General features: G+C 68.8%; 26 protein-coding genes. 10 read left to right on the top strand and 16 right to left on the bottom strand.

Annotated elements, in window-relative coordinates:
* Positions 1 to 43 precede the first annotated feature (43 nt).
* A complete protein-coding gene (locus tag H8R02_RS18995; RefSeq protein WP_187083056.1) occupies positions 44 to 256 on the bottom strand; it encodes a CsbD family protein in 213 nt (70 codons plus the stop codon).
* A 95-nt stretch (positions 257 to 351) separates the two neighbouring features.
* The gene (locus H8R02_RS18990) at positions 352 to 699 is read right to left on the bottom strand and encodes a hypothetical protein (protein WP_187083055.1); all 348 of its coding nucleotides are present in this window, start codon (positions 697 to 699) and stop codon (positions 352 to 354) included.
* A gap of 124 nt (positions 700 to 823) precedes the next feature.
* Between H8R02_RS18990 and H8R02_RS18985 the strand changes: the two genes are divergently transcribed.
* Both H8R02_RS18985 and H8R02_RS18980 read left to right on the top strand, forming a co-directional pair.
* Positions 824 to 1,042 carry a hypothetical protein gene (locus H8R02_RS18985; protein WP_187083054.1) on the top strand — a complete coding sequence of 73 codons (219 nt, stop codon included), beginning with the start codon at positions 824 to 826 and terminating at the stop codon, positions 1,040 to 1,042.
* Between the two features lie 20 nt (positions 1,043 to 1,062).
* Positions 1,063 to 1,503: a helix-turn-helix domain-containing protein gene (locus tag H8R02_RS18980; RefSeq protein WP_187083053.1), complete on the top strand. Its 441-nt coding sequence runs from the start codon at positions 1,063 to 1,065 to the stop codon at positions 1,501 to 1,503.
* Here H8R02_RS18980 and H8R02_RS18975 read toward each other — a convergent pair.
* The 7 genes from H8R02_RS18975 to fnr form a co-directional block, all read right to left on the bottom strand.
* On the bottom strand, positions 1,500 to 2,111 hold the full coding sequence (locus H8R02_RS18975; RefSeq protein WP_187083052.1) for a glutathione S-transferase family protein: 612 nt from the start codon (positions 2,109 to 2,111) through the stop codon (positions 1,500 to 1,502). The two genes, H8R02_RS18980 and H8R02_RS18975, sit on opposite strands and share 4 nt — an antisense overlap.
* A 39-nt stretch (positions 2,112 to 2,150) precedes the next feature.
* Entirely contained in the window at positions 2,151 to 3,914 is a 1,764-nt protein-coding gene (locus tag H8R02_RS18970) for a sensor domain-containing diguanylate cyclase (RefSeq protein WP_187083051.1), read from the bottom strand.
* 73 nt (positions 3,915 to 3,987) lie between these two features.
* Complete coding sequence (locus H8R02_RS18965; protein WP_187083050.1) at positions 3,988 to 4,287, bottom strand: hypothetical protein; 300 nt, start codon at positions 4,285 to 4,287, stop codon at positions 3,988 to 3,990.
* Between the two features lie 80 nt (positions 4,288 to 4,367).
* Entirely contained in the window at positions 4,368 to 6,413 is a 2,046-nt protein-coding gene (locus tag H8R02_RS18960; RefSeq protein WP_187083049.1) for an amylo-alpha-1,6-glucosidase, read from the bottom strand.
* Positions 6,406 to 8,211 carry a malto-oligosyltrehalose trehalohydrolase gene (treZ, locus tag H8R02_RS18955; protein WP_222622553.1) on the bottom strand — a complete coding sequence of 602 codons (1,806 nt, stop codon included), beginning with the start codon at positions 8,209 to 8,211 and terminating at the stop codon, positions 6,406 to 6,408. The genes H8R02_RS18960 and treZ overlap by 8 nt, the downstream gene beginning before the upstream one ends.
* A 175-nt stretch (positions 8,212 to 8,386) precedes the next feature.
* Complete coding sequence (locus tag H8R02_RS18950; protein ID WP_187083047.1) at positions 8,387 to 8,782, bottom strand: TraR/DksA family transcriptional regulator; 396 nt, start codon at positions 8,780 to 8,782, stop codon at positions 8,387 to 8,389.
* A gap of 59 nt (positions 8,783 to 8,841) precedes the next feature.
* Positions 8,842 to 9,561 carry a fumarate/nitrate reduction transcriptional regulator Fnr gene (gene fnr, locus H8R02_RS18945; protein ID WP_187083046.1) on the bottom strand — a complete coding sequence of 240 codons (720 nt, stop codon included), beginning with the start codon at positions 9,559 to 9,561 and terminating at the stop codon, positions 8,842 to 8,844.
* Between the two features lie 103 nt (positions 9,562 to 9,664).
* Here fnr and hemN point away from each other — a divergent pair, with 103 nt between their 5' ends.
* Together hemN and H8R02_RS18935 are read left to right on the top strand one after the other, a co-directional pair.
* Entirely contained in the window at positions 9,665 to 11,047 is a 1,383-nt protein-coding gene (gene hemN / locus H8R02_RS18940) for an oxygen-independent coproporphyrinogen III oxidase (RefSeq protein WP_187083045.1), read from the top strand.
* The gene (locus tag H8R02_RS18935) at positions 11,047 to 11,739 is read left to right on the top strand and encodes a sulfite exporter TauE/SafE family protein (RefSeq protein ID WP_187083044.1); all 693 of its coding nucleotides are present in this window, start codon (positions 11,047 to 11,049) and stop codon (positions 11,737 to 11,739) included. The genes hemN and H8R02_RS18935 overlap by 1 nt, the downstream gene beginning before the upstream one ends.
* Before the next feature lie 85 nt (positions 11,740 to 11,824).
* Here the strand turns inward: H8R02_RS18935 and H8R02_RS18930 are convergent, their stop codons facing one another.
* The 5 genes from H8R02_RS18930 to H8R02_RS18910 form a co-directional block, all read right to left on the bottom strand.
* On the bottom strand, positions 11,825 to 12,310 hold the full coding sequence (locus H8R02_RS18930; protein WP_187083043.1) for a MarR family winged helix-turn-helix transcriptional regulator: 486 nt from the start codon (positions 12,308 to 12,310) through the stop codon (positions 11,825 to 11,827).
* A gap of 127 nt (positions 12,311 to 12,437) precedes the next feature.
* On the bottom strand, positions 12,438 to 14,600 hold the full coding sequence (locus H8R02_RS18925) for a hybrid sensor histidine kinase/response regulator (RefSeq protein WP_187083042.1): 2,163 nt from the start codon (positions 14,598 to 14,600) through the stop codon (positions 12,438 to 12,440).
* Positions 14,597 to 15,052, bottom strand: a complete 456-nt coding sequence (locus H8R02_RS18920; RefSeq protein ID WP_187083041.1) for a GNAT family N-acetyltransferase — start codon at positions 15,050 to 15,052, stop codon at positions 14,597 to 14,599. The genes H8R02_RS18925 and H8R02_RS18920 overlap by 4 nt, the downstream gene beginning before the upstream one ends.
* Positions 15,053 to 15,075: 23 nt before the next feature.
* Complete coding sequence (locus H8R02_RS18915; protein WP_187083040.1) at positions 15,076 to 15,792, bottom strand: nucleotidyl transferase AbiEii/AbiGii toxin family protein; 717 nt, start codon at positions 15,790 to 15,792, stop codon at positions 15,076 to 15,078.
* Positions 15,785 to 16,261 (bottom strand): helix-turn-helix domain-containing protein, encoded by a 477-nt coding sequence (locus H8R02_RS18910; protein ID WP_187083039.1) that lies wholly within the window; start codon positions 16,259 to 16,261, stop codon positions 15,785 to 15,787. Before H8R02_RS18910 ends, H8R02_RS18915 begins: the two co-directional genes overlap by 8 nt.
* Before the next feature lie 139 nt (positions 16,262 to 16,400).
* Here H8R02_RS18910 and H8R02_RS18905 point away from each other — a divergent pair, with 139 nt between their 5' ends.
* Both H8R02_RS18905 and H8R02_RS18900 read left to right on the top strand, forming a co-directional pair.
* On the top strand, positions 16,401 to 17,069 hold the full coding sequence (locus tag H8R02_RS18905; RefSeq protein ID WP_187083038.1) for a hypothetical protein: 669 nt from the start codon (positions 16,401 to 16,403) through the stop codon (positions 17,067 to 17,069).
* Between the two features lie 99 nt (positions 17,070 to 17,168).
* The gene (locus H8R02_RS18900; RefSeq protein WP_187083037.1) at positions 17,169 to 18,347 is read left to right on the top strand and encodes a ShET2/EspL2 family type III secretion system effector toxin; all 1,179 of its coding nucleotides are present in this window, start codon (positions 17,169 to 17,171) and stop codon (positions 18,345 to 18,347) included.
* Positions 18,348 to 18,350: 3 nt separating this feature from the next.
* Here H8R02_RS18900 and H8R02_RS18895 read toward each other — a convergent pair whose 3' ends face one another.
* Positions 18,351 to 21,404: an FAD-binding and (Fe-S)-binding domain-containing protein gene (locus H8R02_RS18895; RefSeq protein ID WP_187083036.1), complete on the bottom strand. Its 3,054-nt coding sequence runs from the start codon at positions 21,402 to 21,404 to the stop codon at positions 18,351 to 18,353.
* Positions 21,401 to 22,096, bottom strand: a complete 696-nt coding sequence (locus H8R02_RS18890; RefSeq protein ID WP_187083035.1) for a GntR family transcriptional regulator — start codon at positions 22,094 to 22,096, stop codon at positions 21,401 to 21,403. Before H8R02_RS18890 ends, H8R02_RS18895 begins: the two co-directional genes overlap by 4 nt.
* A gap of 97 nt (positions 22,097 to 22,193) precedes the next feature.
* On the opposite strand from H8R02_RS18890, the gene H8R02_RS18885 reads away from it, so the two are divergent.
* The 4 genes from H8R02_RS18885 to H8R02_RS18870 are packed head-to-tail and all read left to right on the top strand — an operon-like array spanning position 22,194 to position 26,368.
* Positions 22,194 to 23,423, top strand: a complete 1,230-nt coding sequence (locus H8R02_RS18885; protein ID WP_187083034.1) for a pyridoxal-phosphate-dependent aminotransferase family protein — start codon at positions 22,194 to 22,196, stop codon at positions 23,421 to 23,423.
* Positions 23,424 to 23,451: 28 nt separating this feature from the next.
* Positions 23,452 to 24,417: a Bug family tripartite tricarboxylate transporter substrate binding protein gene (locus H8R02_RS18880; RefSeq protein WP_187083033.1), complete on the top strand. Its 966-nt coding sequence runs from the start codon at positions 23,452 to 23,454 to the stop codon at positions 24,415 to 24,417.
* Positions 24,414 to 25,604: a CaiB/BaiF CoA transferase family protein gene (locus H8R02_RS18875; protein WP_255429421.1), complete on the top strand. Its 1,191-nt coding sequence runs from the start codon at positions 24,414 to 24,416 to the stop codon at positions 25,602 to 25,604. The genes H8R02_RS18880 and H8R02_RS18875 overlap by 4 nt, the downstream gene beginning before the upstream one ends.
* Positions 25,601 to 26,368 carry an enoyl-CoA hydratase/isomerase family protein gene (locus tag H8R02_RS18870; protein WP_187083031.1) on the top strand — a complete coding sequence of 256 codons (768 nt, stop codon included), beginning with the start codon at positions 25,601 to 25,603 and terminating at the stop codon, positions 26,366 to 26,368. The genes H8R02_RS18875 and H8R02_RS18870 overlap by 4 nt, the downstream gene beginning before the upstream one ends.
* The last annotated feature ends 33 nt before the right edge of the window (positions 26,369 to 26,401 follow it).

The raw sequence follows: 26,401 nt of genomic DNA, 5'->3' as shown, positions 1-26,401 counted from the left end.
AGAAAAAAGCCGGCAAACGCCGGCTTTTTTCTTGCGCGATGGCCTAGCTCTGGTTGTTGGACGGGTTGCGCTCGATGTCGTCCATGTCCTCGCGAGCGACTTCCTTCATGTCGCCCAGCTTCTTCTGCGCCTTGCCTTCGAATTCCTTCGCATGGCCCTTCACGCGCAGCTCCGTGTCGCCCAGCGCCTTGCCCACCTGCTCCTTCACCTCGCCGGTGGCTTCCTTCGTCAAACCCTTGACCTGGTCCTTGTTCATGGCAATTCCTTTCCTGTTTACCGACAAGGCCAACGTTAAGCCGGCGAGGCCGCGCAGGGAATTGCCGTGCTGCCAAACCGCGGGTGCGCCCGCTCCTACACCCCGTTGATGAGCAGCCGTTCAGCCTCGTCGGCCGTGATGCCGAGGAAGTAGCCCTCGGCCAGGTGCCGCGCGAAGTAACGCAGCCCGCCCTCGTGGTGCCGCAGCGACTCGCGGTAGGCCTCGACCTCGCACGCGAGCCGGAAGCGGCGGCTGAGCAGGTACAGCAGCCAGAACTTCACCGTACCGGTGCGTCGCATCTGCTCGCAGTGCACGCTCTCGTGCGCGATCAGGCCGCGGTCGCCCCGTGCCCGCGGGTGCACGAGCACCAGCCAGGGTGCGATCGTCATCCCGTCGGCCCAGAACAGCAGGCGCGTGTGCAAGAGGAATGGGCGTTTGCGCATCGCGGGCAGTTTAAGCAAGCCGCGTGCAACTTGCAGTGCGCAAGGTGCAAAGCCAGCTTCGGCCTACAGGCACGGCTGGGCCGTGTCCTACAGCCGTGGCGCAGGTACGGGCTAGTCTCCATTCGTGACCCCCAAGATGCCCGACGACGCCCCGGTGGATCCGCCCGATTGCGCACCTGCCGAGGGCAAGCCCGTGTTGCCCGAAGAGCAGCCCGCGGGCAACACCGGCAGCGGCGCGGCCAGCGCGCTCGCACGGCTGAAGGTCTGGGAGCGCAGCCGCGCCAAGCTGCGCGAGGGTTCGCGGGACAAGCCCGGCAACAAAGTTGGAGGCGGGGGCAGCTGAACGGGGCACAATGGCCCCTTATGCCCAACATTGCATCCGTCCTCAAAACCGAGATCTCCCGCCTCGCTCGCAAGGAAGTCCGCGCGGAAACGGAGAGCCTGAAGAAAGCCACGGCCCGTTACCGCAGCGAGATCGCGGAACTCAAGCGGCAGATCTCGACATTGCAACGGCAGGTCAAGTCCGCCGGTTCCCGGCGTGGCCGCGCGGCGGCGGCCGAGGGCGACGAGGCCGAGACGCAGGAGCAGCGCCGCTTCAGCGCCAAGGGGCTGGCGTCGCACCGCAAGCGCCTGGGCTTGTCCGCCGAAGCCTTCGGCGCGCTGGTCGGCGTCACCGGCCAGTCGATCTACAAGTGGGAGGCCGGCAAGGCGCGCCCGCGCGCGTCGCAGATGGGTGCGATTGCCGAGTTGCGCAAGCTCGGTAAACGGGAGGCGCAAAAGCGCCTGGAAGCTTTGCCCGCTTAAGCGGCCAGCACACGCTGCGTCGCCGGCAGTTCGCGCACCGCATGCGCGAGCTGCGACACCTTCGCAAACCGCGACGGGTCCACACCGTCGCCCGGCAGCCACTGCACGATGGTGAAGAGGTAGAAGTCGCAGATCGACAGCTTCTCGCCCAGCACCCAGTGCCCGCGCACCATCTCGCGCTCGATCAGCTCGAAGCAGTCGCCCATGTTCTGCGCCACCTTGGCCTTCATGGACTCGTGCGCCGCGGGGTCGTCGGACCAGCGGTAGCCGCGGCCCTTGTGCGCGTGGTTCACGTGCACCGTGGAGCACAGGTAGCTGTTGAACTCGTTGGCCTTGGCCAGCGCCCAGGGGTCGTCCAGCGGCGCGAGTTGTGCCTTGGGAAAGCTTTGCGCGATGAATTGCAGCAGCGCGGGCGTCTCGGTGAGCACGCCGCGCTCGCTCACGAGGGCCGGCACGCGGCCCTTGGGGTTGACCTTCAGGTACTCGGGCGAGCGTTGTTCGGACTTCGAGAAATCGAGCCGCACGGCCTTGTAGTCGGCGCCGGCATGTTCCAGCGCGAGGTGCGCGGCGAGCGCGCAAGTGTTCGGGGCGTAGTAAAGCGTGAGCATGGAACCTCCAGGGCATGTGTCGCGGGCGAGCCGCGTACCTTACACGCTTTGGGTTGCTGGCGCAGGCCCAGGCGCGCTCGCGAGCCCGTCCGACGCCACGGAGTCGGGCGGCGTGCCGTGCGGGTCGGCAAAGCGAAACGGCTTGCGTGTACCGGGTGACATCGCGCGCAGCGTGGCGAGCAGGGCTGCCACGGGGTCCGCGCCGTGCAGCTCGGGCACCAGCAGCGCCGACACGTGGAACTGCAGCACCGGCGCGCCGGGGCTTTCCTCGTCGGGCATCAGTCCCCACGCGATGAGCCGCGTCGCCACCTGCCGCACGGCGTCGCGCGAGTGCATGCCTTCGAGCACCAGCCCGAAGCGCGCCTCGCCGATGCGGCCGGTGGTGTCGACGTCGCGCACGATCTTGCGCAGCCGGATCACGCCGCGAAGCAGCGACTCCTCCGCCACCTCGTTGCCCAGGTTCTGCTTGATGAGCGCGTAGTTCGCAAGCTCGATCACCGCCACCGCCGAGCTTTCGCCGGTTCGCTCGAAGCGGTCGATCGCCTGCCGCAAGCGCGCGAAGAACGGGCCCGCCTTGAGCAACCCGGTCAATGCGTCCTGGCTCGACGAGGCGAGTTGCCGCAGCTGCGCGCTGCGCCGCTCGCGCGAGCGGCTGTTGAGGGCAGCCTGCAGCGTCGGCAGGTCCAGGGTGAGCGCCATCACCACCGCGTATTCGGTGACCCACGACGCTTCGATCCAGTTGTAGACCCGCGCGATCGCCAGCAGCACGGACGCGGCGAGCGGCACCGAGCCCGCCGCCATCCAGCGGCCCACGGGGTCGCCGCGGCGCCAGGTGAGCGCGGCGGACGTGATCGCGAGGAGCGCCACGACGAGCACATACGCACCCAGCGCCACGACGCCTGCACGGCGCTCCGTGAAGAGGTACGCGATCGCAAGCACCGGCCCCGCGAGCCCTCCCGCGCGCAAGGCCAGCCCGAGCAGGCGATGCCTGCGGTCGAACGCGGCCAGCCGCTCGACGATCAGCAGCGCAAAACCCGCGCCGAGGATCGCGAGACAGCCCGGTGACGCGTCGATCCACGCCCCCGCACCCGGCCAGAGCCACTGGCCGCCCACGCCCGTGAAGGCCGCGACCGCCAGCGCACTCACCAGCGCATGCGCCGCGAACAGCGCATACGCGCCGTCCCGCAATCGCCATGCGCGGTAGCACGCGATGGCCAGCAGCATCGCGAGCGCACCGAGCGCCATGCCCAGGCCGAGGAACTCGAGTTGCGTGCGGTAGTCGTGGCTGTTGGTCGTCACCACGCGCATCGGCAGCGACACGGGCAGCGGGTAGCGCACTTCCACGAACAGGTCCGTCACCTGGCCCGGCGGCAACTGGAGCCGGAAGAAAGGGTAGCGCCCGGATTCCGGCCATTGCGAGACCGGCACCGTGTCGCCCGTCCGCGCGGCCACCCAGCGGCCGGTGGCGTCGCGCTGCCACAGCGTCACCTGGTCGAGCGTGGGCATGGGCAGCTCCAGCACCCAGGCCTGCGAAGCCGTGGGTTGCACGCGCAACTGCACCCACAACGCGTTGGACGCGTTCAGGTCGAAAACCGTGTGGATGGATTGGGGGCGCAGCGGCAGCTTGCCTCGCGCGGCGTCCTCGATCGTGACCTTCCGGTCGGCGACGGACGCCCACACCTCCTGCGGCTCGATCGCCTGCCCGCTGGGCCCGAGCACGAGCACGCCGGGCTGCGCGCGGCACGCGCACGCAAGCAGGAACAGGGCGACAGCGGCCGCCCAGCGCAACAACAACTTCGTCAACGACGCCCCCAACAACACGCCTCAGGGCGTCCGGGGGTTTGTAGCGGAGATCGTGGGAACCCGCAATCCCGCGTCAAGCGGCCTCCAGCGCCTGCTCGACAGCCATGCCGCGAGCCTCCCAGCGCTCGGGCACGTACACGCGGTCGCAGCCGAGCGCGGCCTCGCACTCGGCGTAGCCCAGCGCGGTCATCTGGATCGTGAACAGGCGGGCCTGGCGATGGTCGCCGAAGATGCCGGTGGCGACCAGCTCGCCGTCGCCGCGGCACACGCCGACCTTGACCGGCGCATCGCGCCACAGCGGCAGTTCCCGCGCGACCGTGTAGGCGTTGCGGACTTCATGGAAACCCGGAGGCTGGTCGGCGAGAAGGTCCATCGCCGCAGGCTAGCGGTGCATGACTCGTCCCATCTGTAGGAAGCCGCCGCGTCAGGTGCGTGCCATCCGCTGCGGCCGGGCTAACGCTCGGACACCTTCACCAGCACGCGCAGGACCTCGGCCACGCTCCACGCCTGCGCGATGCAGCCGCGCGGCGTGTACGGCTCCTCCGCGTCGAAGATCTCGCTGATCGAGCCGATGCACGCCTCGCGCAGGTGCGCCGTGAAGCCATCGAGCAGGTGGCGGATGCCGCGCGCGTCTTCCGGGTGCACCTTGAGCCAGGCGTCCGCAAACGGGCCGGCGAGCCAGCCCCACACGGTGCCCTGGTGGTACGCGGCGTCGCGCGCGCGCAGGTCGCCGTCGTAGCGCGGCTTGTAGTCGGGGTGGCCCGGCGCCAGCGAGCGCAGGCCCACGGGCGTGACGAGCTTCTGCATCGCGACGTCCAGCACGCTGTGCCAGTGCGCGGGCTCGAGCACCGGGTGCGGCAGCGAAATGGAGAAGAGCATGTTCGGGCGGATCGCGGGGTCGTCGCCCTGTTCGCCGTCGACCACGTCGAAGAGCGCGCCCGTCTGCGCGTTCCAGAAGCGCCGGTTGAAGCTGTCGCGCACGCGCCGCGCATGCTGGCCCATCTGCAGCGCATTCGCTTCCTCGCCTTCCTCGCGCAGCCAGCGTTCCATGAGGCGCAGCGCGTTGTAGAAGAGGGCGTTGAGCTCCACCGCCTTGCCCCGCCGGGGCGTGACGACCCAGCCGTCCACCTTCGCGTCCATCCACGTGAGCTGGTAGCCCTCGGCGCCCTGGCGCAGCAGGCCGTCGGACGGGTCCACGCCGATGCCGAAGCGCGTGCCGCGCAAATGGTGCTCCACGATCGACATGAAAGTGGGCAGCGCGTGGCGCAGGGTGAGCCGGTCGTTCGTCACCTGCACGTAGCGGTCCATCGCATGGAAGAACCACAGCGTCGCGTCCGCGGTGTGGTACAGCCCCTCGTTCTTCCCCTCGGGGAACATGTTGGGGATGAGGCCGTCCTTCACGTAGTGCAGGAAGGTGCGCAGGATGTAGCCCGCCTCCGCATGGCGGCCGGTGGTGAGCGTCAGGCCCTCGAGGCTGATCATCGTGTCGCGGCCCCAGTCGGTGAACCAGTGGTAGCCGGCGATCACCGTGCGGGCCTGGTCGCCTTCGGCCTGCGCGCGCGCCGCATCCGCTTGCCGGCTGAAGGGCGAGATGATGAACTGGTCGGCGGCCAGCACCAGCTCCGCGGCCATGCCGGTGCGTGCAGCGGGATGCGCCTGCACCAGCAGCCGTTCGCGCCGGTTGAAGTCCGCGTGCAGCGCCTGCGCCGGGGCCAGCGCCATGATCGTGTCCCAGCTCTCGGTGGAAGCGACCAGCGTGCACTCCTCGCCGCCGCGCAGTTCGATGTTGAAGCGGCCGGGGCTCCACACCGGGCCCACGTGGTCGTAGCCGCGCGACCATTCGATGCGGTAGAAGAACTCCGAGATCGACCCGCCGTCGAGCACCAGCTCCGGCGAGCGCCCGTGCATGAAGAGCCGCAGCGGCGGCAGGTGCCCCGGCTCGCGCAGGTGCACTTCGTAGCGGTGGCCGCAGGCCTCCACGTAGTATTCGGCCGGCGCCTGTGCCACGTGTTCCTCGTGGCCGCGGAAGTTCAGCCGCGGGCGCAGCACGAGGCGCACGTGGTCGCCCTGCACGAGGCGGTAGCTCACGTGCACCGTGTTCTGGCCATAGGGCAGCAGCACGCGCTTTTCCAGCACGGTGTCGCCGACCTGGTAGCGCCACACGGGCAGGCCCATCTCGAGGCGGAACTCGCTGAGGATCTCCGGCAGGTCGCCCTCGGTGTGCGTGCGCTCCTCGCCGGTGAGGCGCACGTAGCGCCCGTCGGGCAGGCGCAGCAGCTCCGACAGGTGCCGCAGCATCACGGTGCGGCCGATCGGCGTGGGCAGCGCAGCCACGAGGAGGCCGTGGTAGCGGCGCGTGTTCGTGCCGGCGACGGATTGCGAGGCGTAGCCGCCCAGCCCGTTGGTGACGAGCCATTCGCGCGTGAGCAGCCGCTCGGGCGGTTCGGCGTCGCCCGGCCACGGGACGGTGTTGAGGGTGCGGGCGTTGGGTTCAGTCATCGTCCTCTTCTTCTTCGAAAGGTTGCGGGGCCAGCACTGCCAGCGAGTGCGCGGGCAGGCGCCAGGAGGCTTCGGTGTCGATCTCCGCCATCCCGCAGCCGCCGTAGCGCGGCGCTTCGGTGTGCCAGAGCAATCGCCAGCGGCAGCCCGCGGGCGGGGCAAGCAGCGGTTCGGGCATCGGCAGCAAGGGCAGGGTGGTGCCGAGGTTCATCACGACGAGGCGGTCGCCGCCTTCCGCGCCGAGCCAGCGCAGCGCGAGTGCCTCGGGGCCGAGTACCGCGCCGTGGATGCGAGTCGCGTCCTGCGCGCAGAACGCGGGGTCGTCGCGGCGCAGCGCGAGCAGGTCGCGATGCAGGGCGAGCACTTGCGCGTGCCTGCCGCGCTCGCGCTCGGCGTGGTCGAGCTTGCAGCGCTCGAAGGCCGCGCGGTCGCTCGGGGCTGCCACGAGGGGGCCGCCGTCCGCGCTCGCGATGTTCGGGAACTGCTGCAGGAACTCGGTGCGGCCCTTGCGAACCAGCTCGTTCAGGTCGTCCTCGTGCGAGGCGAAGTAGGTGAAGGGCGCCGACGCCGCCCACTCCTGCCCCTGGAAGAACATCGGCGTGCCCGGCGCGAGCAGCCAGAGCGCCGTGATCGCGCGCAGCCGGCCCGGCGACGTGAGTTCATGCAGCCTGGCGCCGCACGCGCTGTTGGCGACCTGGTCGTGGTTCTGGATGAAGGTGACGAAGGCGGGCGCGGGGATGTCGAAGGCCGGCGTGCCGCGGCGCTGCTTCTGCCACGCATACCACTGGCCCTGGTACAGGAAGCCCCACTTCACGGCGGACACCAGTTCCTGCGGCGTGCCGCGGGTCTCGGAGTAGTAGGCCTCGCTCTGCCCGGTCACGGCGGCGGTGGCGCTGTGGTGGAAGTCGTCGTTCCACAGCGCGTCCAGCCCCGCGTCGCGCACGAGCTCGGCATGCTGCGGCTCGTTCTCGCCCGTGAGCAGGATGCCGCGCCTGCCGGCCGCGGCGCGCGCGCGCCGGGCGATCAGCGACACGATGTGCTCGCTGCTCGTGTCCAGCAGCGATTGCGTGGCGTCCAGCCGCAGCCCGTCGAAGTGGAACTCGTCGATCCAGTACGCCGCGTTGCACGCGACGTACTCGCGCACGGGGGCGCTGTGCTCGCCGTCGAAGTTGATGCCGTCGCCCCATTCGTTGGCCTGCCGGCTGCTCGTGTACCAGGGCGAGAAGCGCGCCATGTAGTTGCCGCTGGGGCCGAAGTGGTTGTAGACCACGTCGTGGATCACGCCCAGGCCCAGCGCGTGCGCGCGGTCGATGAACGCGCGCAGCTCGTCGGGCGTGCCGTACAGGCGCGTGGGCGCGAAGAGGTTCACGCCGTCGTAGCCCCAGCCGAAAGGGCCGTTGAATTCGTTCACCGGCATCAGCTCGACGCAGGTGATGCCCAGCTCCTTGAGCTCGCGCAGGTGCCGCGCGGCCGCGGCGTACGTGCCTTCGTGCGTGAAGGTGCCGATGTGCAGCTCGTAGAGCACCTGGCCTTCGCGGTGCAGGCCGGGCCAGTCGCCATCGGTCCAGCGGAAGGCCGCGGGGTCCACCACTTCGGAAGGACCGTGCGGCCCTTCGGGCTGGTACCGCGACGCGGGGTCCGCGAACGCGTCGCCGCCGTCGATGCGCAGGCGGTAGCGGTCGCCCACGCGCACGCCGCGGGCGAAGCCCGAGTGGTAGCCGCCGGCTTCGCGTTCGAGAGGGAAAACGCCGCCGCGTTCGAGCACGGCCTCGATGCGCTTGGCACCCGGCGCCCACACGCGAAACGAAGTCCCGGCCGCGGAAGGTTCCGCACCGATGGGCAGGCGCCGCCTGATCGTTGTCGTTGTTGTCGCGACCTCTGTGTCCACATTCGTCCCGGGAGTACCCCGGCAGTGTGGAGTCGGCCGAGTTCACCCGCTGTCAGCGGGCGCCGCTAGGGTTGCAGTCCGGGTCTTACCTCGCGCTGGCGCCGGGGCCGCACGCGGGCGGGGGCGTCGCGCTGCGGGCCTCGTTGAGGGCCTGGCAGGCTGTGCAGTAGGGTGTGGCCGGCAGCGCGGCCAGGCGCCGCGGGTCGATCTCTTCGCCGCAATCGATGCATTCGCCGTACGTGCCGTCGAGGACGCGCCTGCGTGCCGCGAGCACCTGGCCGAGTTCGCGCGTGGCTTGCCCGGCCTTGGCTTCGTCCACGGCGACGAGTGTCTCCTCCACCGCCATGTCCTTGAAGTCCTGCACGTCGCGGTTCGCCTCGCCGGGCTGGCTGGCGGCCGCGAGCAGGGCGCGCAGCTCCTGCTCGCGCCGCGCAAGCTGCTGCGCGTACGTGGCGAGAGGGCGGTCTTGCACGATAGCCATGTCGCCCGATTGTGGAAAAGCGGGCCGCGGCCCGCCTTGATCCCCCGCAAACTTTTCGTTCAGGCGGCGCCGCCCGGCGGCCCCACGAGGCGCTTGAGCGCGTCCACGTCGAGGATGCGCACGTGGCGGTGGCGCACGGTGATCATCCCCATCTCCGCGAACTTGGAGAAGGTGCGGCTGACCGTCTCGAGCTTCAGGCCGAGGTAGTTGCCGATCTCCTCGCGCGTCATGCGCAGCACCACCTCGCTGCGCGAGAAGCCGCGCGTGTGCAGGCGCTGCACCAGGTTCAGCAGGAAGGCCGCGACGCGCTCCTCGGCATGCATGGTGCCCAGCAGCAGCATGACGCCGTGCTCGCGCACGATCTCGCGGCTCATGATGCGGTGCAGGTGGTGCTGCAGCGACGCGACGTCGCGCGAGATCTCGCTGATCTTGTCGAACGGCATCACGCAGACCTCGGCGTCTTCCAGCGCCACCGCGTCGCAGGTGTGGTGGTCGTTGACGATGCCGTCCAGCCCGATGATCTCCCCGGCCATCTGGAACCCCGTGACCTGGTCGCGGCCGTCCTCGGCCGTGATGCAGGTCTTGAAGAAGCCGGTGCGGATGGCGTAGAGCGCGTCGAACCGCTCGCCATTGCGAAAGAGCGTGGTGCCGCGCTTGACCTTGCGGCGCGTGGCGACGAGCTCGTCGATGCGCTGCAGCTCCTCGGGCTTGAGGCCCACGGGCATGCAGAGTTCCCGCAGGTTGCAGTTCGAACAGGCGACGTTGATCGGGTGTGACATGAGTCAAATTGTCCCGGCCGCCTGCCGGTGGCGGTTGACGAAAGTCAATCCCGCGAAGGTTGCGCGGGCGCAAAGTTGCGTGCAAATTCAAGCCGCCAACGCAATGGAAACCATCACTCCGGAACTGCTGCGCCGATTCGACGTGAACGGCCCCCGCTACACGTCGTACCCCACCGCCGACCGCTTCGTCGAGGCTTTCACCACCAACGACTACCACCAGGCGCTCATCCAGCGCCGCGACGCCCCCGCGTCGATGGCGCTGCCGCTTTCGCTGTACGTGCACATCCCGTTCTGCGAGTCGCTGTGCTACTACTGCGCCTGCAACAAGATCATCACCAAGCACCACGAGCGCGGCGCCGAGTACCTGCGCTACCTGTCCCGGGAGCTGGACCTGCACACGCAGGTGATCGGCACCGGCCAGGCCGTGACCCAGCTGCACCTGGGCGGCGGCTCGCCCACTTTCCTGTCCGACGCCGAGCTGCGCGAGCTGATGGCCATGCTGCGCCGCAGCTTCGCCATCGCCCCGGGCGCCGAGTGCTCCATCGAAGTGGACCCCCGCACGGTCGACGCCACCCGGCTGCAGAACCTGGCCGACCTGGGCTTCAACCGCCTTTCGTTCGGCGTGCAGGACTTCGACCCCGAAGTGCAGAAGGCGGTGCACCGCATCCAGCCGGCCGAGCAGGTGTTCGCGCTCGTCGAGGATGCCCGCCGCATCGGCTTCGACTCGATCAACGTGGACCTGATCTACGGCCTGCCGAAGCAGACGCCCGAGTCGTTCGCGCGCACGCTGGAGCAGGTGCGCCAGCTGCGCCCGGACCGGATCGCCCTGTACGGCTACGCGCACCTGCCTGAGCGCTTCAAGCCGCAGCGGCGCATCATCTCCGCCGACCTGCCCACGGGCGGCAGCAAGATCTCGATGCTGTCGCAGGCGCTCACGGCCTTCCTCGCCGCGGACTATGTCTACGTGGGCATGGACCACTTCGCCCTGCCGAACGATGCGCTGGCCATCGCCAAGCGCCAGGGCCGGCTGCACCGCAACTTCCAGGGCTACAGCACGCAGCCCGACTGCGACCTGATCGGCCTGGGCGTGTCCGCCATCGGCAAGATCGGCGCCACGTACTCGCAGAACGCGAAGACGATGGAGGAATACTGCGACGCGCTTGACCACGGCCGGCTGCCGGTGGTGCGCGGCCTGGCGCTGTCGCGCGACGACCTCGCGCGCCGCGCCGTCATCATGGCGCTGATGTGCCAGGGGCAGGTGGTGTTCGAGTCGATCGAGCTCGCGTGGCTGCTGGACTTCAGGAACTACTTCGCCGCGGAACTGGAGCAGCTCAAGTCGCTGCAGGACCAGGGCCTCGTGACGGTGGACGACACCGGCATCCAGGTGACCGCCAGCGGCTGGTTCTTCGTGCGCGGCGTCGCGATGGTGTTCGACAAGTACCTGCAGGCCGACCGCAACCGGGCCAAGTTCTCGCGGATCATCTGATGTCCCCGGCGCTTGCGATCACTGCCTTGCTGATGGGGCTGGCAGGGGGGCCGCATTGCGTGGCGATGTGCGGGGCTGCCTGCGGGGGGCTCGTGCAGCGCGTGCAGGTGGTGCGCCGTGGCGAACGGCTCGGTGCGCCGCAGCTCGAATTCCACATCGGCCGCCTTCTCGGTTATTCGCTTGCGGGCGCGGCTGCCGGCTTCGCCGTCGACTCGTTCGCACTCCTGTCGAAGAACACCGCCGCCTTGCAACCCGTGTGGACGCTGTTCCACCTCGCGGTGCTCGCGTGGGGCCTGATGCTGCTCGCGCGCGCGCGGCAGCCTGCGTGGGTCGAAACGGCGGGCCGCAGCGTGTGGGACAAGATCCGGCCCATGGCGCAGGCGCGCGGCGGCCTCGTCGCGACCGGTGCGCTGTGGACCTTCATGCCCTGCGGCCTGCTGTATTCGGCGCTGCTCGTCGCGTCGCTCTCCGGCGGCGCGCTCGAAGGGGCAGCATCGATGGCGCTGTTCGCGCTGGGCAGCGGCCTGTCGCTCGGCATCGCGCCGGGTGTGCTGCGCAAGGTGCAGGCTGTCGCCAACCGGTTGCGCGACGGCAGCGGCACGCGCGTGGCCGGGCTCCTGCTCGCGCTCACGGCCGTTGCCGCGTTGTGGATCGATTTGTCGCACCGCATCGCGCAGTGGTGCGCGCAATAGGGCCCCCACGCTCCCCGCTTCGCGAGGATCGCTGCCCCCCGAGGGGGCTGTCGCGCCTTGGGGCGGCCCGGCGGCGCGACGCAGCCTAGTCAGCCAACGGGATCTTCGCCCCGCGCTTGTCGGGGTGCAGCACCTCGATCAGCTTGTCGAGGTCCTGCTCCAGCCGCTCCAGCGTGGCCGCATCCAGGCTGCGCAGGGCGCCCGGCAGGACGCCCGCGAACGGCATCGGCGCCTTCTTGAGGATCTTCGTGCCCGCGGGTAGCACGCTCAACTGCACCGCGCGGCGGTCCTTCCCGCCCTTGGCCGTGACCACCAGACCGTGCTCGATGAGCGAACGGACGAGGTTGCTCGCGGTCGACTGGTGGATGTCCATCGCCAGCGCCAGCTCACCGACGCCGATGCCGGGCGACTGCGCGATGACGCTCAGGGCCCAGACCTGTGCCCCGCCGAGGCCGGCGTGCTTTTCAACCTGCCTGAAGTGCGTCTTGATGGCGTTGAACACCAGCCGGAATCGGCGCAGCACGCGGATGGCGGGGTCCTGCGCGGCGGGTTCGGGCTTGCGGGTGCTCATCCTTGGCATGATAAAGGGGCTGTCTAGGTGTTATCCATAACCCCAATCTTTGGACAAATATATAAATTGCACCTGCGGCGGTTCGAGGCGCCGCAAAGAAGCGAGGCTTCTTTCAGGACCCTTCCTCCTAACCTAGGGCCCCCGCAAGGGGGCCTCTTTTTTGGCGCAGCGTCGCCAGCAGCGCGTCGGCGGACACCGGTTTGGTGAGGTGGGCGTCGAAGCTCGCTTCCAGCGCCTGCGCCACGTCGCTGTCGCGGCCGTAACCCGTCATCGCCACCAGCCGCCCGCGGTAGCCGGCTTCGCGCAGGCGCCGCGCCAGCTCGTAGCCGCTCATGCCGGGCAGGCCGATGTCCAGCACCACGGTGTCCGGCGCGAAGGCCGCCACTTCTTCGACCACGCCCCGCGGCTCGTACATCACGTGCACTTCGTAACCCGCCGCTTCGAGCAGGGCGCCGGTGGTGTCCGCGGCGTCCTCGTTGTCGTCCACAAGCAGCACGCGGCCCTCGCCCGCCCTGGCTTTCGGTGCGGCAGGTTCCTCCGAGCCCGTCGGGTGCGGCACCAGCGGGAACCACGCGGTGAAGCGGCTGCCGTGGCCGGGCCCCGCGCTTTCGCCGCGCACGCTGCCGCCGTGCATTTCCACCAGGCTGCGCACGATGGCCAGCCCGAGCCCGAGGCCGCCGCGCGCGCGGTCCGACTCCTGCGGCGCCTGGTAGAAGAGGTCGAACGCGTGCTCGGCCACTTCGGGTGCCATGCCCTGGCCGTCGTCGCGCACCTCGATCGCGACGCCCGCGCGCTCGAGCCGCAGGGCGAGCGCGATGTGCCCGCCGACGGGCGTGAACTTGATCGCATTGCCCAGCAGGTTGTTCAGCACTTGGGCGATGCGCACTTCGTCGCCCTCGATCCACGCGAGCGCGGCCGTCGGCTCGATCGCCACGTCGAGCGTGCGCTCGTGCAGCAGCGGCCGCACGGTTTCGGCCGCCTGCGTGACCAGCCGCGCGGGCTGCAGCGGCTTCATCTGCATCGCGAGGCGCTTGCCGGTGATGCGCGAGACGTCGAGCAGGTCGTCGACGAGGCGCTTCATGTGGCCGAGCTGGCGCTCGATGATGCGGCGCTCGGCGGCCGTGCCGGGGTCGCCCTTGCGCTCCATCAGCCACATCGCGTTGGAGATGGGTGCGAGCGGGTTGCGCAACTCGTGGCCCAGCACCGCGAGGAATTCGTCCTTGGCGCGCGCGGCGTCCTCGGCCTGCTGCTGCGCCTTGTCGCGCTGGGCCGCGGCTTGCGCGAGCGCGGCGGCCAGGTCGTCGAGCTCCGCCACGCCCAGCGGCTCGATCGCGACCTGCTGGCCTTCACCGATCGCGGTGGCCGCTGCCTTGAGCTTGTCGATCGGCGCCGCCACGCGCAGCGCGGCGATGTTCGCGAGCCAGGCCGCAAGACCCAGCGCGATGAGCACGCCCACGAACATGCCCGCGACGAGAGGCCACAACGCGCCGTCCACCTCGGACTGCGCGATGCCGACAGCGACCGCCCAGTTCCACGTGCGAAGGCGCACGAAGCCGGTGTACACCGGCACGTCCTCCAGCGTGAGCGTGGGGCCGGAGCCTTCCATGCCACCCGATTCGAGCAGGGCCTGCAGCGTGGGCGAAGGGCGGCGCACCACGTTCTCCTGCGTGCGCGCGACGCGCTGGCCGGACTGGTCGAAGATCGCGACGACCCAGGTCTCCGGCACGTTCTGCCGGTGCAGCAGCGCGAGCAGGGCATCCGTGGGCACGACCGCGGTCAACACATAGGCGACCTTCTTGTCCACCACGACGGGCAGGCGCACCGCGAAGGCCGGGCCATGCCCCTGCGTGCCCTGCGCGAGGATGCCGACCACCGGCTCGCGCGTCTCGATCGCGCGGCGCAGGCTGGCGGGTTCCACGGCGCGCAGGTCCGCTGTGGCCAGCGGCTGGGCGGTGGTGAAGAGGATCTTGCCGCTAGCGTCGGCGAGCACCATCGCGCGCCAGTCGCGCTGCTCCACGATGCGCACACCCAGCGCGTGCAACTGCTCGAGGCGGCCCTGCTGCAGTTCGTCGGTCTCGGCAACGGCGGCCAGCACGGAAACGGTGGCCCTCAATTCCGCGTCGACGGCCGCCGCGAGTGCGCGCGATACTTCGACTGCGGATCGCTCGGCTTGCTGGCGCCTGTCCTGGGCGAGCCACAGGAGGGCGAAGGCCGCGAACAGCAGCAGCGGCAGGAGGCCGCTGGCGGCGAGCTGGAAGAGGCGGTAGCGGATGGGCCGCGCCGGCTTCATCGGTTCAGCGGGGCCTTCACGACGTACCGCACGAAACCGTCCGCGCGGCTGAAGCGGTCGTACAGCTTGCGCGCGGTGGCGTTGTCCGCCGCCGTCATCCAGTACAGGCGCGCCCAGCCTTCGGCGCGCATCGAGTTGCGCAGCCACTCGATGAGGGCCGCGCCGACGCCCTGGCCGCGCGCGTTGGGCAGCACGAAGAGGTCTTCGAGGTAGCAGATCGGCTGCGTCTCCCACGTGTTCTCGTGGACCACGCAATTGGCGAAGCCGACCACCGCCCCGTCGACCTCCGCCACGATGCACATCACCGCGGAGTCGGGATCGAGGATGCGCTGCCAGGTGCGGTTCGTGACCTCGTGGTCGACCTCGGCTTGGTAGAACTCGCAGTAGCCGCGCCACATGCGCCGCCACGCGGGCTCGTCGGAGGGCAGGGCGGCGCGGATGGTGGGGGGCATGCCGCGATTCTGCATGAGCCGTTTCAGCCCGTGCGTGTTGCCCGCGGCAGGAGCGCCCTGATGCGTTGCCAGACCAGCGCCTGCGGCGCATCCATCTTCAGCAACCGCATGCACCTGCCGAGCCGCTGCGGTTCGTCGCCGAGTCGCTCCACCGCTCGCCGCAGGTCCCGCACGATCGACTCGCCATACGCCGTTTGTGCCTTCGCGCAAGCCGCGTCGAGCAGCTTGCGGCCGGGGCGCATCATCGCGAGATCGATCACGTCGCGGCAATTCGCGGCGTCGTCGAGCCAGCGGTCCGAGTTCGCGAGCAGCTTGCTCGTGGCCATGTCGAGCGGGGTGAGGGTGGCCACACCGCAGATGCGATCAGCGGGCCCGGGCGCGTCGAGCCGGATACGAGCTTCGAACACGATCTCGAACTTGATCGCCGTGGTTTCCGTGCCCACCAATGCACGGATCCCGTACTGGTCCGCCCGCACTTCACGCAACGTCTTCAGCATGTCGGATGCACCCTCGCGCGCAAGGGCCCGGAACCTCTCGGGCCCGGTGAGGAGTTGGCGCAAGGCACGATAGCCGGCCAGTTCGCAGACCAGGAAGTCGATGTCGACCGACTCGCGAAACTCGCCGTGGCGCAGCGCGATGGCCGTACCTCCGCCGAAGTAGCAGCTGTTCTGCGCGAGGCGCGCGGCATCGAGGGCCTGCAGCACGAGCGCGATGCGCTGGTGGTGCGGGCGCTCAAACAAGCAGGTGCCCCTTGCCGTACCTGGCCACGAGCGAGTCGATCAGTTCGCGCTCGTGCGCCTCGAGCGCGGCTTCGTCGACATGGCGCCAGTTGCGCTCGTAGATGGCGAGCGCCTCCTCGCCGGTGACTTCGGCGCCCTCGCGCAATTGCCACGCAAGCTGGCGCAACTGCGGGTAGTCATCGATGCGGACCATACCCTCGGCCGAAGCCTGCCGTTGCTTCGGCGTTCCGACCGCCTCGACCACTTGCAACTGCAGCCCGAGAACGTGCAGCGCGTTGAGATACGCGCCCATGGTGACGGCGGGCTCCCCGTGCTCGATGCGGTGCAGCGTGACGCGAGACATGCCTGCCGACTCGGCTGCCGCCACGGCGCTGACACGCAGCGCCTTGCGGCGGTGCGAGATGAGCTCACCGAGCTTGCCGAGGTCGGCGCGCGCTTCGGTGTCGAGGGCGGGAGAGGTGGCTGGCATTGCTTCTCATTATAGGCAAATCTATCAATATGTCCATAATGAGAAGCCATCCAAATCCAGCTGCCGAGCCAGAGACGTTCGCCACGGGACAGATGAACGCGGGCGGGCACGAAGCGGACATTCGTCTGGAGACCGGAACATGTTCTTCCTTGGCTGCTGCAAATCCAGGAAAACGGCGAGTCATGTCGACAAACCCGTGGGCGCCGCTCAATTGCCGTCCGGCGAGGGCGAGCCGCTCGCGCTGCCGCGCCCGGCTGCGCAAGAGGTACATGTTGCGTCCTCCGAGTTGCTGCCCCTGACAGTCGTGGTGCAGGAGCCGCTGCCGGAGGCCGTGGAGTCCAAGGAGGCGCCGCGACCGGCCGATGCCGGCGGGTGGCCGAGCGCGGGGGACCGCGCCGCCTTTCTTGCGGCCGCCAATGTCGGAGCGGTCGACAAGTCGCTGCACGACGGCATCGCTGACCGGATGCTGCGGCGCCTGCACGGTCCTGTGCTGGACCTCTCCGACTTCGAGGGCGACGCTGCCTGGTTCACCAGTTGCATCAAGCCCGTCGGCTGGGCGTGGCTGCAGGAGCAGGTGCAGCGACAGGGCGCGCGAGGCATCGCCACCCTGAAGCTGGGCGTTTGCCGGTGCGGGCCGCCTGCCCGCGAACTGAGGGCGTTGCCGACGCTCGAACGCCTCAGTTTCAAGGTCGGGGTGGAGAACTACGTTTTGCTGGACGACTTGCAGGAGACGAACGAGTCGAGTTCAGTGTCGGCAGACCGTGGCATCCGCTTGCCGTTTCGATGGTCGTCCGGCGCCGCAGGCTAGGGCCCGGCGCCCCGCTGCTGCAGGCGCCGCGCCCGCCCGACACGCCGGAGCAGCTTGCTGCGCGCAAGTGTGCCTTCGACACACTCGCCGCCGCGGCCGGTGCCGGCGTGCGCGACACGCCTGGCCGATTGCCTTGCGGGCAATGGCGGCGGCATCCTCCTGGACCTCGGGGACCTGCCGTACGACGAGCTCGCCCCGGTGCGCGCAATGCCGGCCGAGGCGTGGGCGGCGCTTTGCGACTATGCGCTGAGCTTCGGGCGAGGCGGCTTGCAGTCCCTCCGGCTGGGCCCCTGGCTGTCGGGGGACCCCTGCCTCGTGCGCGGGATGAAGCACGTCCACACCCTGAAGCATGTCGAACTCTCGGTTCCGGCCGATGGTGGAAAGGTCCTCGACTACGCCGCGCTGCAGGGTTCGCCCGCACCCGGCCGCAGGCCGGTTGCGCTGGAAAGGGTCGATGTCGTGCCGGGCATGGCCCGTGCGTGCGAAGGCCTCGACGTCCGCGTGCCGACGCTCGTGGAAGTGCGCGGCATTGCCGGGGAATTTCAAGCAAGGCTGAAATCGACCGTGAGGTACGTCCGGCCGGACGGCTCGCCCGACGGCGAGTCGCCCTTGCTCGGCGTCGCTTACCTTCCCCTGGCCTGTGATTTCCAGCGTCTGGCGGGAGAGTCGTTGCTCGAGCGCCAGAGGCGAGTAGGGGCCATCAACCTCAATTGCGCGACCAAGGATGCGATGACCGGCGAGCGCGTCACGTGCCGCCACATGTCGATGCAGTGGCTCGTGGACTGCGTGGAAGCTTTCGTCGCTCGCAGGCGCCTCGATTACACGCCGTACGGCGACGAGAAGGAGCTGCCGAAGCATGTGCACCGTGCACGCAAGGATGCAGACGGCCTGCGCAGCGACATGGCCGCGGACAGATTCCTCCCAAAGGAGTTGGGCGACAAATTGGCCGAGCTTCTTGACGCGATGAAGCCCGGGCAGGTGCGCCACGTGCCGTTGGCCACGTTCGACCACCTGCTGGGGTTCCAGCTGCGAGTCAAGGAGCGGCACTACGGAGGCAGGCTGCGGCGCGACTACGTCATCCGCTTCTACGATCCGAACCGGTCCGTCATGCATGTGCGCCTCGTCGTCGGCAAGCCGACCGAGCTCGCCGGGTCCGGACTGGACTGTTTCATGGGCGAAGCGGACGCGGCGGCCTTGGTGAAGGCCGGAAAGTATTGGCCGTGGTTCGAGTTCCACCACGACTATCCGGCCGCGCCCGGGGGCGCGCCGGCGGCGTGAGGTTCAAAGCATCCCTGCCAGCAGCACCGCGGCGTGGATTGCATCGCGCTGCGCGCCGTCGTGGATCTGGTGCCGGCAACTCGTGCCATCCGCCACCACCACCGCGTCCGGCTGCGCACGCACCGCGGGCAGAAGGGAAAGCTCCGCCATCTTCATCGACACCTCGAGGTGCTTCGCCTCGTAGCCGAAGCTGCCGGCCATGCCGCAGCAGCTGGACTCGATGAGTTGCGGCTGGGCGCCGGGGATCAGCTTCAACACCTCGAGCACCGGCGAGATCGCGCCGAAAGCCTTCTGGTGGCAATGGCCGTGCACCAGCAGCGGCTGCGACAAGGGCTTGAGCTTCGCTTTCAGGCCGTCGAGGCGGCCGGACGCGGCTTCACGCGCAAGGAACTCCTCGAACAGCAGCGCCTGCTTCGAAACCTGTTCGGCCGCGGTGCCGAGGCCGAGCGCCAGAGCTTCGTCCCGCAGCGTGAGCAGGCACGACGGCTCCAGCCCGACGATCGCGATGCCCCTCTGCGCGAAGGGCAGCATCGTTTCGACCAGCTCGCGCGCTTTCGTGCGAGCCTCGTCCACCATGCCCGAGGACAGGTAGGTGCGGCCGCAGCACAGGTGCTTGCCGTCGCCGCCCTGCTTCGAAGCAACGTGCACCGTGTAGCCCGCGGACTGCAGCACCTTGAAAGCGGCGAGCGCGTTTTCCGACTCGAAGAAACCGTTGAAGGTGTCGACGAAAAGGACCACCGGTTTCGCGGCGGCGAGCACCTCGTCGCGCGAGGCACCCGCGACACCGCTGTTGAAGAAGTGTCTCGATTGCCACTCGGGCAGGCTGCGTTTCGCCGCGAACCCAGTTACCGCCTCGCCAAGCTTCGCCAGCAGCGGAATGCGGTTGCGCAGGTTCAGCACTCCCGCGAACCGGCTGGCCGTGGCGGCGTACTCCGGCAAGCGCGCGATCAGCTTGTCCTTCAAGGTCCAGCCGTTCTGCTTCCGGTCCTGGTGCGTCCACTCCACCTTCATGCGCGCCATGTCCACGCCCGTGGGGCAGTCTCGCTTGCAGCCCTTGCAGCTCACGCACAGGTCGAGCGCCTCGCGCACTTCGTCGTGCAGCAGGCCTTCGGGGCCGAGCTGCCCGCTCACAGCCAGGCGTAACGTGTTCGCGCGGCCGCGGGTGAGGTGCTTCTCGTCGCGTGTGACGCGGTAGCTCGGGCACATGGTCCCCGCATCGAACTTGCGGCAGTGCCCGTTGTTGTTGCACATCTCCACGGCCTTGGCGAAGCCCTGCGCGGGGTCGCCGCCGGTGCCGGGCGCGGTGGTCTTTTCGGTGGCCGGGTCGTTCTGCACGTCCCACGCGCGCCAGTCGAGCGCGGGCGTCACCGGGATCACCTTGTACGACGGCGGGAAGCGCATCAGCCGCGTGTCGTCCATGCGCGGCGGGTCGATGATGCGCTGCGGGCACAGCAGGTTGCCGGGGTCGAACATGCGCTTGATGTGCGCGAACGCCTCGTTGATCTTCGGGCCGAACTGCCACTGGATCCATTCGCCGCGGCACAGGCCGTCGCCATGCTCGCCGCTGTACGCGCCCTTGTACTTGCGAACGAGCGCCGACGCTTCCTCGGCGATCTGCCGCATCTTCGGCGCGCCGCCGCGCCGCATGTCGAGGATCGGGCGCACGTGCAGCGTGCCAACGGAGGCATGCGCGTACCACGTGCCCTTGGTGCCGTGCTTGCGGAACACCTGCGTCAGCTCGTCGGTGTATTCGGCGAGGTGCTCCAGCGGCACGGCGCAGTCCTCGATGAAGCTCACCGGCTTGCCGTCGCCCTTGAGGCTCATCATGATGTTCAGGCCCGCCTTGCGCACTTCCCACAGCGCCTTCTGCGAGGCGTCGTCGAGCAGCTGCACCACCGAGCCGGGCAGGCCGAGGTCGCCCATCAGCTGCTCGAGGCGCTGCACCTGCCGCGCGAGCGCGGCCTTGTCCGCGCCGGAGAACTCCACCAGCAGCAGCGCATCGGGCCTGCCGATCAGCGCGCCCTGCACGACCGGCGCGAACGCGGGGTTCTGCAGCGCAAGCTCGATCATCGTGCGGTCCACCAGCTCCACCGCCGTGAGGTCGCCACCCTGGTCCAGCCTGACGATGTGCTGCGCGCTGTCCATCGCCTTGTAGAAGGTCGGGAAGTTCACCACGCCGAGCGCCTTCGCGCGCGGCAGTTCGGCGAGTTGCAGCTTCAGCGACTTCGTCAGCGCCAGCGTGCCCTCGCTGCCCACCAGCAGGTGCGCGAGGTTGACGCCGCCGTCACCGGTGTACGGCCGCACGCTCTGGTTGCGGAAGATGTCCAGGTTGTAGCCGGCCACGCGGCGCATCACCTTGGGCCAGCGCGCGTCGATATCACCGGCGAGCTGGATCGCCAGGGCCTGTACCTCTTCCCCGAACTCGCGCGCCTTGCCGGTCGCGTGCTCGAAGCGGCCGAACGAGTGCAGGGCGCCGTCGGCGGTCCACGCGTCGATGCCCAGCACGTTGTGCACCATGTTGCCGTAGGCGATGCTGCGGCTGCCGCACGAGTTGTTGCCCGCCATGCCGCCGAGCGTGGCCTGCGCGCTGGTGGACACGTCCACCGGGTACCAGAGCCCGGTCTTCTTCAGGTGCGCGTTGAGGTGGTCCAGCACGATGCCGGGCTCGACTTCCGCGGTGCGGTTGTCCGCATCGACCGAGAGCACGTTGCGCACGTGCTTGGAGAAGTCGATGACGAGGCCCGCGCCCACGGTCTGGCCGCACTGGCTGGTGCCGCCGCCGCGCGGGACGATGGGCACCTTCAGGTCGCGGCCGATGTCCAGCGCGATGCGCGTGTCTTCGTGGCTGCGCGGCACGAACACGCCGACGGGCACCACCTGGTAGATCGACGCGTCGGTGGAGTAGCGCCCGCGGTCGCCCACGGAGAACAGCACTTCACCACGCGTCTCGCTCGCGAGCCGCTGCGCCAGCAGGCCCGCGACTTCGTTGGAGACCTTCGACACCTTGTCGTAGACACCCGCGCCCTGCGCAATGGAAACCGGCACGCGTGCATTCATGGCGTGGCCTTGCCCTTCTTCTTCGCCTGGGCCGAGCGCAGCAGCTCCAGCACGACGGTCAACTTGTTCATCAGGTGCGAGGCGAGCACCTCGCGCAGCGCCTTCGCGTCGCGGCGCGACAGGGCGTCCACCATCTGCTCGTGTTCCTTCATCGCGCTCTTCCACTTCTCCTCGTCCTGGTTGGAGCGGAAGCGCAGCGCCTGCAGGCGCGCGTTGACGCGGTCGTACGTGGCGGCCAGCACGGGGTTCTTCGCCGCGGCATTGATCGCGCGGTGGATCTGCGCGTTGATGCGGTAGTAGTTGGACAGGTCGCGCCGCGTGTAGGCCGCGAGCATCTCGAAGTGCATGGCCTTGATCTCGGCCAGCTCCTCGTCCGTGATGCGTTGCGCCGCGAGCTCGCCGGAGAGCGCCTCCAGCCCGCCCATCACCTCGAAGGTGTGGCGCACGTCCTCCTCCGACAGCTGGACCGCGATGGCGCCACGGTTGGGCACCAGCTCGACCAGGCCCTCGGCGGCCAGCATCTTGATCGCCTCGCGCAGCGGGGTGCGCGAGACGTCCAGCACCTCGCACAGCTCCCGCTCGTTGAGCTTGGCGCCCGGCGCGATGCGCCCCTCCACGATCATCTGGCGCAGGCGCACGGCGGCCTGCTCGTGCAGGTTGGCGCGCGGGATGGCAATGATTTCCGCAGTCATGGCGGCCATTTTGTATGCAAAAAATCGCCCGGTCAAACCCTTTAATGCCAAGGGCCTCAGGTTGACAAATGAATTTTGTATGCAAAAAATGGCGCCCATGCTGACCCTCGACTACCACCCCACCGGCCGCCACTTCCTGCAGATCCCGGGCCCGTCGCCCGTGCCGGACCGCATCCTGCGCGCCATGAGCCTGCCGACGATCGACCATCGCGGCCCCGAGTTCGGCGAGCTGGGGCTGCGCGTGTTGAAGGGCATCCAGAAGATCTTCCAGACGAAGCACCCGGTGGTGATCTATCCCGCATCGGGCACCGGCGCATGGGAGGCCGCGCTTGCCAACACGCTGTCGCCCGGCGACCAGGTGCTCATGTACGAGACCGGCCACTTCGCGTCGCTGTGGAACAAGCTCGCGACGCGCCTGCAGCTCAAGACCGAATTCATCGGCCTGCCGGGCGTGGAAGGCTGGCGCCGCGGCGTGCAGGCGCACATGATCGAGGAGCGCCTGAAGGCCGACACCGCGCATGCGATCAAGGCCGTGTGCGTGGTGCACAACGAGACCTCGACGGGCGCGACGAGCAACATCCTCGCGGTGCGCAAGGCCATCGATGCGGCGAAGCATCCCGCGCTGTTGCTGGTCGACTCCATCTCCGGCCTGGCTTCCGCCGAATACAAGCACGACGAGTGGGGCGTGGACGTCACGATCAGCGGCTCGCAGAAGGGCCTGATGCTGCCGCCGGGCATCAGCTTCAACGCGCTGTCGCCCAAGGCCATCGAAGCCAGCAAGTCGTCGAAGCTGCCCAAGTCCTTCTGGGCCTGGGACGAGATGCTGGACATCAACAAGACCGGCTACTTCCCGTACACGCCCAACACCAACCTGCTGTACGGCCTGGCCGAGGCATGCGACATGCTGCTCGACCCCGCCCACGGCGGTCTCGAAGGCACCTTCGCGCGCCATGTGCGCTGGGGTGAAGGCGTGCGCGCGGCTGTGAAGGCGTGGGGGCTGGAGACGCAGTGCATCGAAGCCACGAGCCATTCGCCGGTGCTCACCGGCGTCGTCACGCCCGAGGGCGTGGATGCGGACGCCGTGCGCAAGCTGATCTACGAACGCTTCGACCTGTCCCTGGGCACGGGCCTGGGCAAGGTGAAGGGCCGCATGTTCCGCATCGGGCACCTCGGTGATTGCAACGATCTCACGCTGATGGCCGCTTTGAGCGGTTGCGAGATGGGCATGAAGCTCGCCGGCATCAAGCTCGCGGGCAGCGGCGTTGCCGCCGCAATGGATTACTTCGCGGGCCATCCCGCACCGGTCGACCTCCAGAAGGCGGCCTGAGTTTTTGCAGTAGACCCCAGGAGACAACATGAAACGCAGGACCTTCACCGCGGGTATCGCGGCCACCCTCGCTGTTCCGACGCTACGCGCCCAGCAACTGCCCACGCAGCCCGTGCGGATCATCGTCGGCTTCGCGCCCGGCGGCGGCACGGACATCCTGGCCCGCGTGATCGGCCAGAAGCTGCAGGACATGTGGAAAGTGAACGTGCTCGTCGAGAACAAGGCGGGCGCCTCGGGCACCATCGCCAGCGACTACGTCGCCAAGGCACCGGCGGACGGCACGGTGCTGCACATGGCGCACATCAACAGCCACGCGATCATGCCCAACCTGCAAAAGCTGGGCTACGACGCCGAGAAGGACTTCCAGCCGATCGCCATGGTGGGTGTGACGCCCAACCTGCTGATCTGCGGCCAGATGCAGCCCGCCAAGACGGTCAAGGACCTCGTCGCGCTGTGCAAGGCCAAGCCGGGCGCGGTGAGCTTCGGCTCCGCGGGCTCGGGCAGCGCCCAGCACCTCGCACTGGAGATGTTCATGCTGCAGGCCGGCGTGAAGGCCATCCACGTGCCTTACAAGGGCAGCGGCCCGATGCTCACCGACCTGATCGGCGGGCAGGTGCAGTACAGCTTCGACACGATGACGGCCGCCACGCCGCACGTGAAGAACGGCAAGGCTGTCGCCATCGCGCAGACGCGCGCAAAGCGCGCCGCCAGCCACCCCAACGTGCCGACGATGGCCGAGAGCGGCTTCCCCGGCTTCGAGGCCACGACGTGGTACGGGCTCGTCGGCCCCGGCAAGATGTCGCCGGCGCTGGCCAAGCGCATGAACGAGGACGTGAACAAGGCGCTCGCCATGCCCGACGTGATCGAGAAGCTCGAAGCTTCCGGCGCCGAGGACGGCGGCGGCTCCACGGAGAAGATGAAGGAGTTCATGCACGTCGAGCTCACCAAGTGGGCCAAGGTGATCAAGGAAGCGAACGTGAAGGCCGAGAGTTGACAAGACCGCTTCCGCTGGCCGGAGTCCGCGTCCTCGACATCTCGCAGGTGATGGCAGGCCCTTACGCCTGCATGCTGCTGGGTGACCTGGGCGCCGACGTGATCAAGATCGAGCCGCCGGGCACCGGCGACCAGACGCGCGGCTCGATGGGTTTCAAGATGAAGGGGGCGGACTCGCTCGGCTTCATCAACATGAACCGCAACAAGCGCAGCATCGCGCTGAACCTGAAGAGCGATGCGGGCCGCAACGCGGTGATCGAGCTCGCGAAGACCGCGGACATCCTGGTCGAGAACTACCGCCCCGGCGCGCTCAAGCGCCTGGGCCTCGGCTACGACGTGCTCAAGGAAGTGAACCCGCGGCTCGTCTACACCAGCATCAGCGGCTTCGGCCAGACGGGCCCGTGGGCCGATCGCCCCGGCTTCGACCTGATGGCGCAGGCCATGACGGGCGTGATGAGCGTGACGGGCTATCCCGACTCGCCGCCCGTGAAGTGCGGCGTGCCCGTGGCCGACATCGGCTGCGCGCTGTTCGCGGTCTACGCCACGCTCGCCGCGTACATCGGCGCGAAGAATACGGGGCAAGGCCAGTACGTGGACGCGGCGCTGTTCGACTCGGCGATGGCGTTCAGCGTGTGGGACACGTGCGACTGGTGGGGCACCGGCAAGCCGCCCGTGCCGCTCGGCACGTCGAACAAGATGACGGCCCCGTACCAGGCAATGGCGTGCAGCGACGGCCACTTCGTGATGGGCGCGAACAACCAGAAGCTGTGGGTGCAGCTGTGCACGCTCATGCGGCGCGAAGACCTGCTGCAGGATGCCCGCTTCTCGACCATCGCGTCGAGGTTGAACAACCGGCAGGCGCTGCAGGACGAGCTGGAGAAGACGTTCAAGCAGCACCCCAAGGACTACTGGGTGCAGACGCTGCTGGACAACGGCATCCCCGCGGGGCCGATCCTCAGCTACCCCGAGGCCTTCGACAGCGAGCACGGCAAGGCGCGCGGCATGCGCATGGACATCGACCACCCGGTGGAAGGCAAGGTCCCGAACATCGGCTTCGCGGTGAAGCTCTCCGGCACGCCGCAGCAGGTGCGCCGGCATCCGCCGCTGCTGGGTGAGCACACGCGCGAGGTGCTGGAAGAAGCCGGCCTCGATTACGAACAGCTTGCAGGGGAAGGGGCTTTCTCATGACGGTGCGTCTTGCGATCGAGGGCGCGATCGCGTCGGTCACTTTCGACCGGCCCGAAGCGCGCAACGCGATGACCTGGGCGATGTACGAGCAGCTCACGGCCATCTGCACGCAGCTGCGTGACGACACGAGCATCCGTGTCGTGCGCTTCCGCGGTGCGGGTGGCGAAGCGTTCGTGGCCGGCACCGACATCGCGCAGTTCCGCGACTTCAAGACCGGCGAGGACGGCGTGGCGTACGAGAAGCGCATCGATGCGTGCATGGCGCTGCTCGAGTCGCTGCCGATGCCGACCGTTGCGGTGATCGAAGGCTGGTGCATCGGCGGCGGCCTCGCGATCGCGACGGCGTGCGATTTCCGAATCGCGACGCCGGGCTCGAAGTTCGGCGTGCCGATCGCGCGCACGCTGGGCAACTGCCTGTCGATGTCGAACCTGGCCCGCCTCGTCGCGGCGCTGGGCCGCCCGCGCGCGCTGCGCATGCTGCTGGCCGCCGAAATGGTGTCGGCCGAGGACGGGCTCGCCGCGGGTTACGTCGCCGAGCTGGCGGCGCCTGCGGACATCGACGCCGCGTCGGACCGTCTGTGCAACAAGCTCGCGCAGCTCGCGCCCGTGACGCAGCAGGTCAGCAAGGCGGCGCTCAACCGGTTGCTCGCGCGCGACCTCCCTGACGCAGAAGACCTGATACGCCGTGCATACGGCAGTGCTGACTTCCATGAAGGGGTGAATGCTTTCGTGGAAAAGAGGTCGCCCAAATGGAGTGGTCAGTAGGAGGAAATACCTCCTGAAAGTCCGCAGACTGGA

Origin of the sequence: Ramlibacter albus, from assembly GCF_014297445.1 — a bacterium.
GTDB classification, from domain to species: Bacteria; Pseudomonadota; Gammaproteobacteria; order Burkholderiales; family Burkholderiaceae_C; genus Ramlibacter; species Ramlibacter albus.
The sequence above is the reverse complement of the archived record's forward strand: the minus strand, read 5'-3'. Positions and strand labels throughout refer to the sequence as shown.

What these genes read in the sequence shown, in the direction of transcription:
- H8R02_RS18960 (WP_187083049.1), bottom strand. Translation starts at nt 6,413, where the DNA reads ATGACTGAACCCAACGCCCGCACCCTCAACACCGTCCCGTGGCCGGGC.
- H8R02_RS18980 (WP_187083053.1), top strand. Translation starts at nt 1,063, where the DNA reads ATGCCCAACATTGCATCCGTCCTCAAAACCGAGATCTCCCGCCTCGCT.
- H8R02_RS18990 (WP_187083055.1), bottom strand. Translation starts at nt 699, where the DNA reads ATGCGCAAACGCCCATTCCTCTTGCACACGCGCCTGCTGTTCTGGGCC.
- H8R02_RS18870 (WP_187083031.1), top strand. Translation starts at nt 25,601, where the DNA reads ATGACGGTGCGTCTTGCGATCGAGGGCGCGATCGCGTCGGTCACTTTC.
- H8R02_RS18885 (WP_187083034.1), top strand. Translation starts at nt 22,194, where the DNA reads ATGCTGACCCTCGACTACCACCCCACCGGCCGCCACTTCCTGCAGATC.
- hemN (WP_187083045.1), top strand. Translation starts at nt 9,665, where the DNA reads ATGGAAACCATCACTCCGGAACTGCTGCGCCGATTCGACGTGAACGGC.
- fnr (WP_187083046.1), bottom strand. Translation starts at nt 9,561, where the DNA reads ATGTCACACCCGATCAACGTCGCCTGTTCGAACTGCAACCTGCGGGAA.
- H8R02_RS18905 (WP_187083038.1), top strand. Translation starts at nt 16,401, where the DNA reads ATGTTCTTCCTTGGCTGCTGCAAATCCAGGAAAACGGCGAGTCATGTC.
- H8R02_RS18935 (WP_187083044.1), top strand. Translation starts at nt 11,047, where the DNA reads ATGTCCCCGGCGCTTGCGATCACTGCCTTGCTGATGGGGCTGGCAGGG.
- H8R02_RS18920 (WP_187083041.1), bottom strand. Translation starts at nt 15,052, where the DNA reads ATGCCCCCCACCATCCGCGCCGCCCTGCCCTCCGACGAGCCCGCGTGG.
- H8R02_RS18880 (WP_187083033.1), top strand. Translation starts at nt 23,452, where the DNA reads ATGAAACGCAGGACCTTCACCGCGGGTATCGCGGCCACCCTCGCTGTT.
- H8R02_RS18890 (WP_187083035.1), bottom strand. Translation starts at nt 22,096, where the DNA reads ATGACTGCGGAAATCATTGCCATCCCGCGCGCCAACCTGCACGAGCAG.
- H8R02_RS18950 (WP_187083047.1), bottom strand. Translation starts at nt 8,782, where the DNA reads ATGGCTATCGTGCAAGACCGCCCTCTCGCCACGTACGCGCAGCAGCTT.
- H8R02_RS18925 (WP_187083042.1), bottom strand. Translation starts at nt 14,600, where the DNA reads ATGAAGCCGGCGCGGCCCATCCGCTACCGCCTCTTCCAGCTCGCCGCC.
- H8R02_RS18895 (WP_187083036.1), bottom strand. Translation starts at nt 21,404, where the DNA reads ATGAATGCACGCGTGCCGGTTTCCATTGCGCAGGGCGCGGGTGTCTAC.
- H8R02_RS18975 (WP_187083052.1), bottom strand. Translation starts at nt 2,111, where the DNA reads ATGCTCACGCTTTACTACGCCCCGAACACTTGCGCGCTCGCCGCGCAC.
- H8R02_RS18965 (WP_187083050.1), bottom strand. Translation starts at nt 4,287, where the DNA reads ATGGACCTTCTCGCCGACCAGCCTCCGGGTTTCCATGAAGTCCGCAAC.
- H8R02_RS18930 (WP_187083043.1), bottom strand. Translation starts at nt 12,310, where the DNA reads ATGAGCACCCGCAAGCCCGAACCCGCCGCGCAGGACCCCGCCATCCGC.
- H8R02_RS18995 (WP_187083056.1), bottom strand. Translation starts at nt 256, where the DNA reads ATGAACAAGGACCAGGTCAAGGGTTTGACGAAGGAAGCCACCGGCGAG.
- H8R02_RS18910 (WP_187083039.1), bottom strand. Translation starts at nt 16,261, where the DNA reads ATGCCAGCCACCTCTCCCGCCCTCGACACCGAAGCGCGCGCCGACCTC.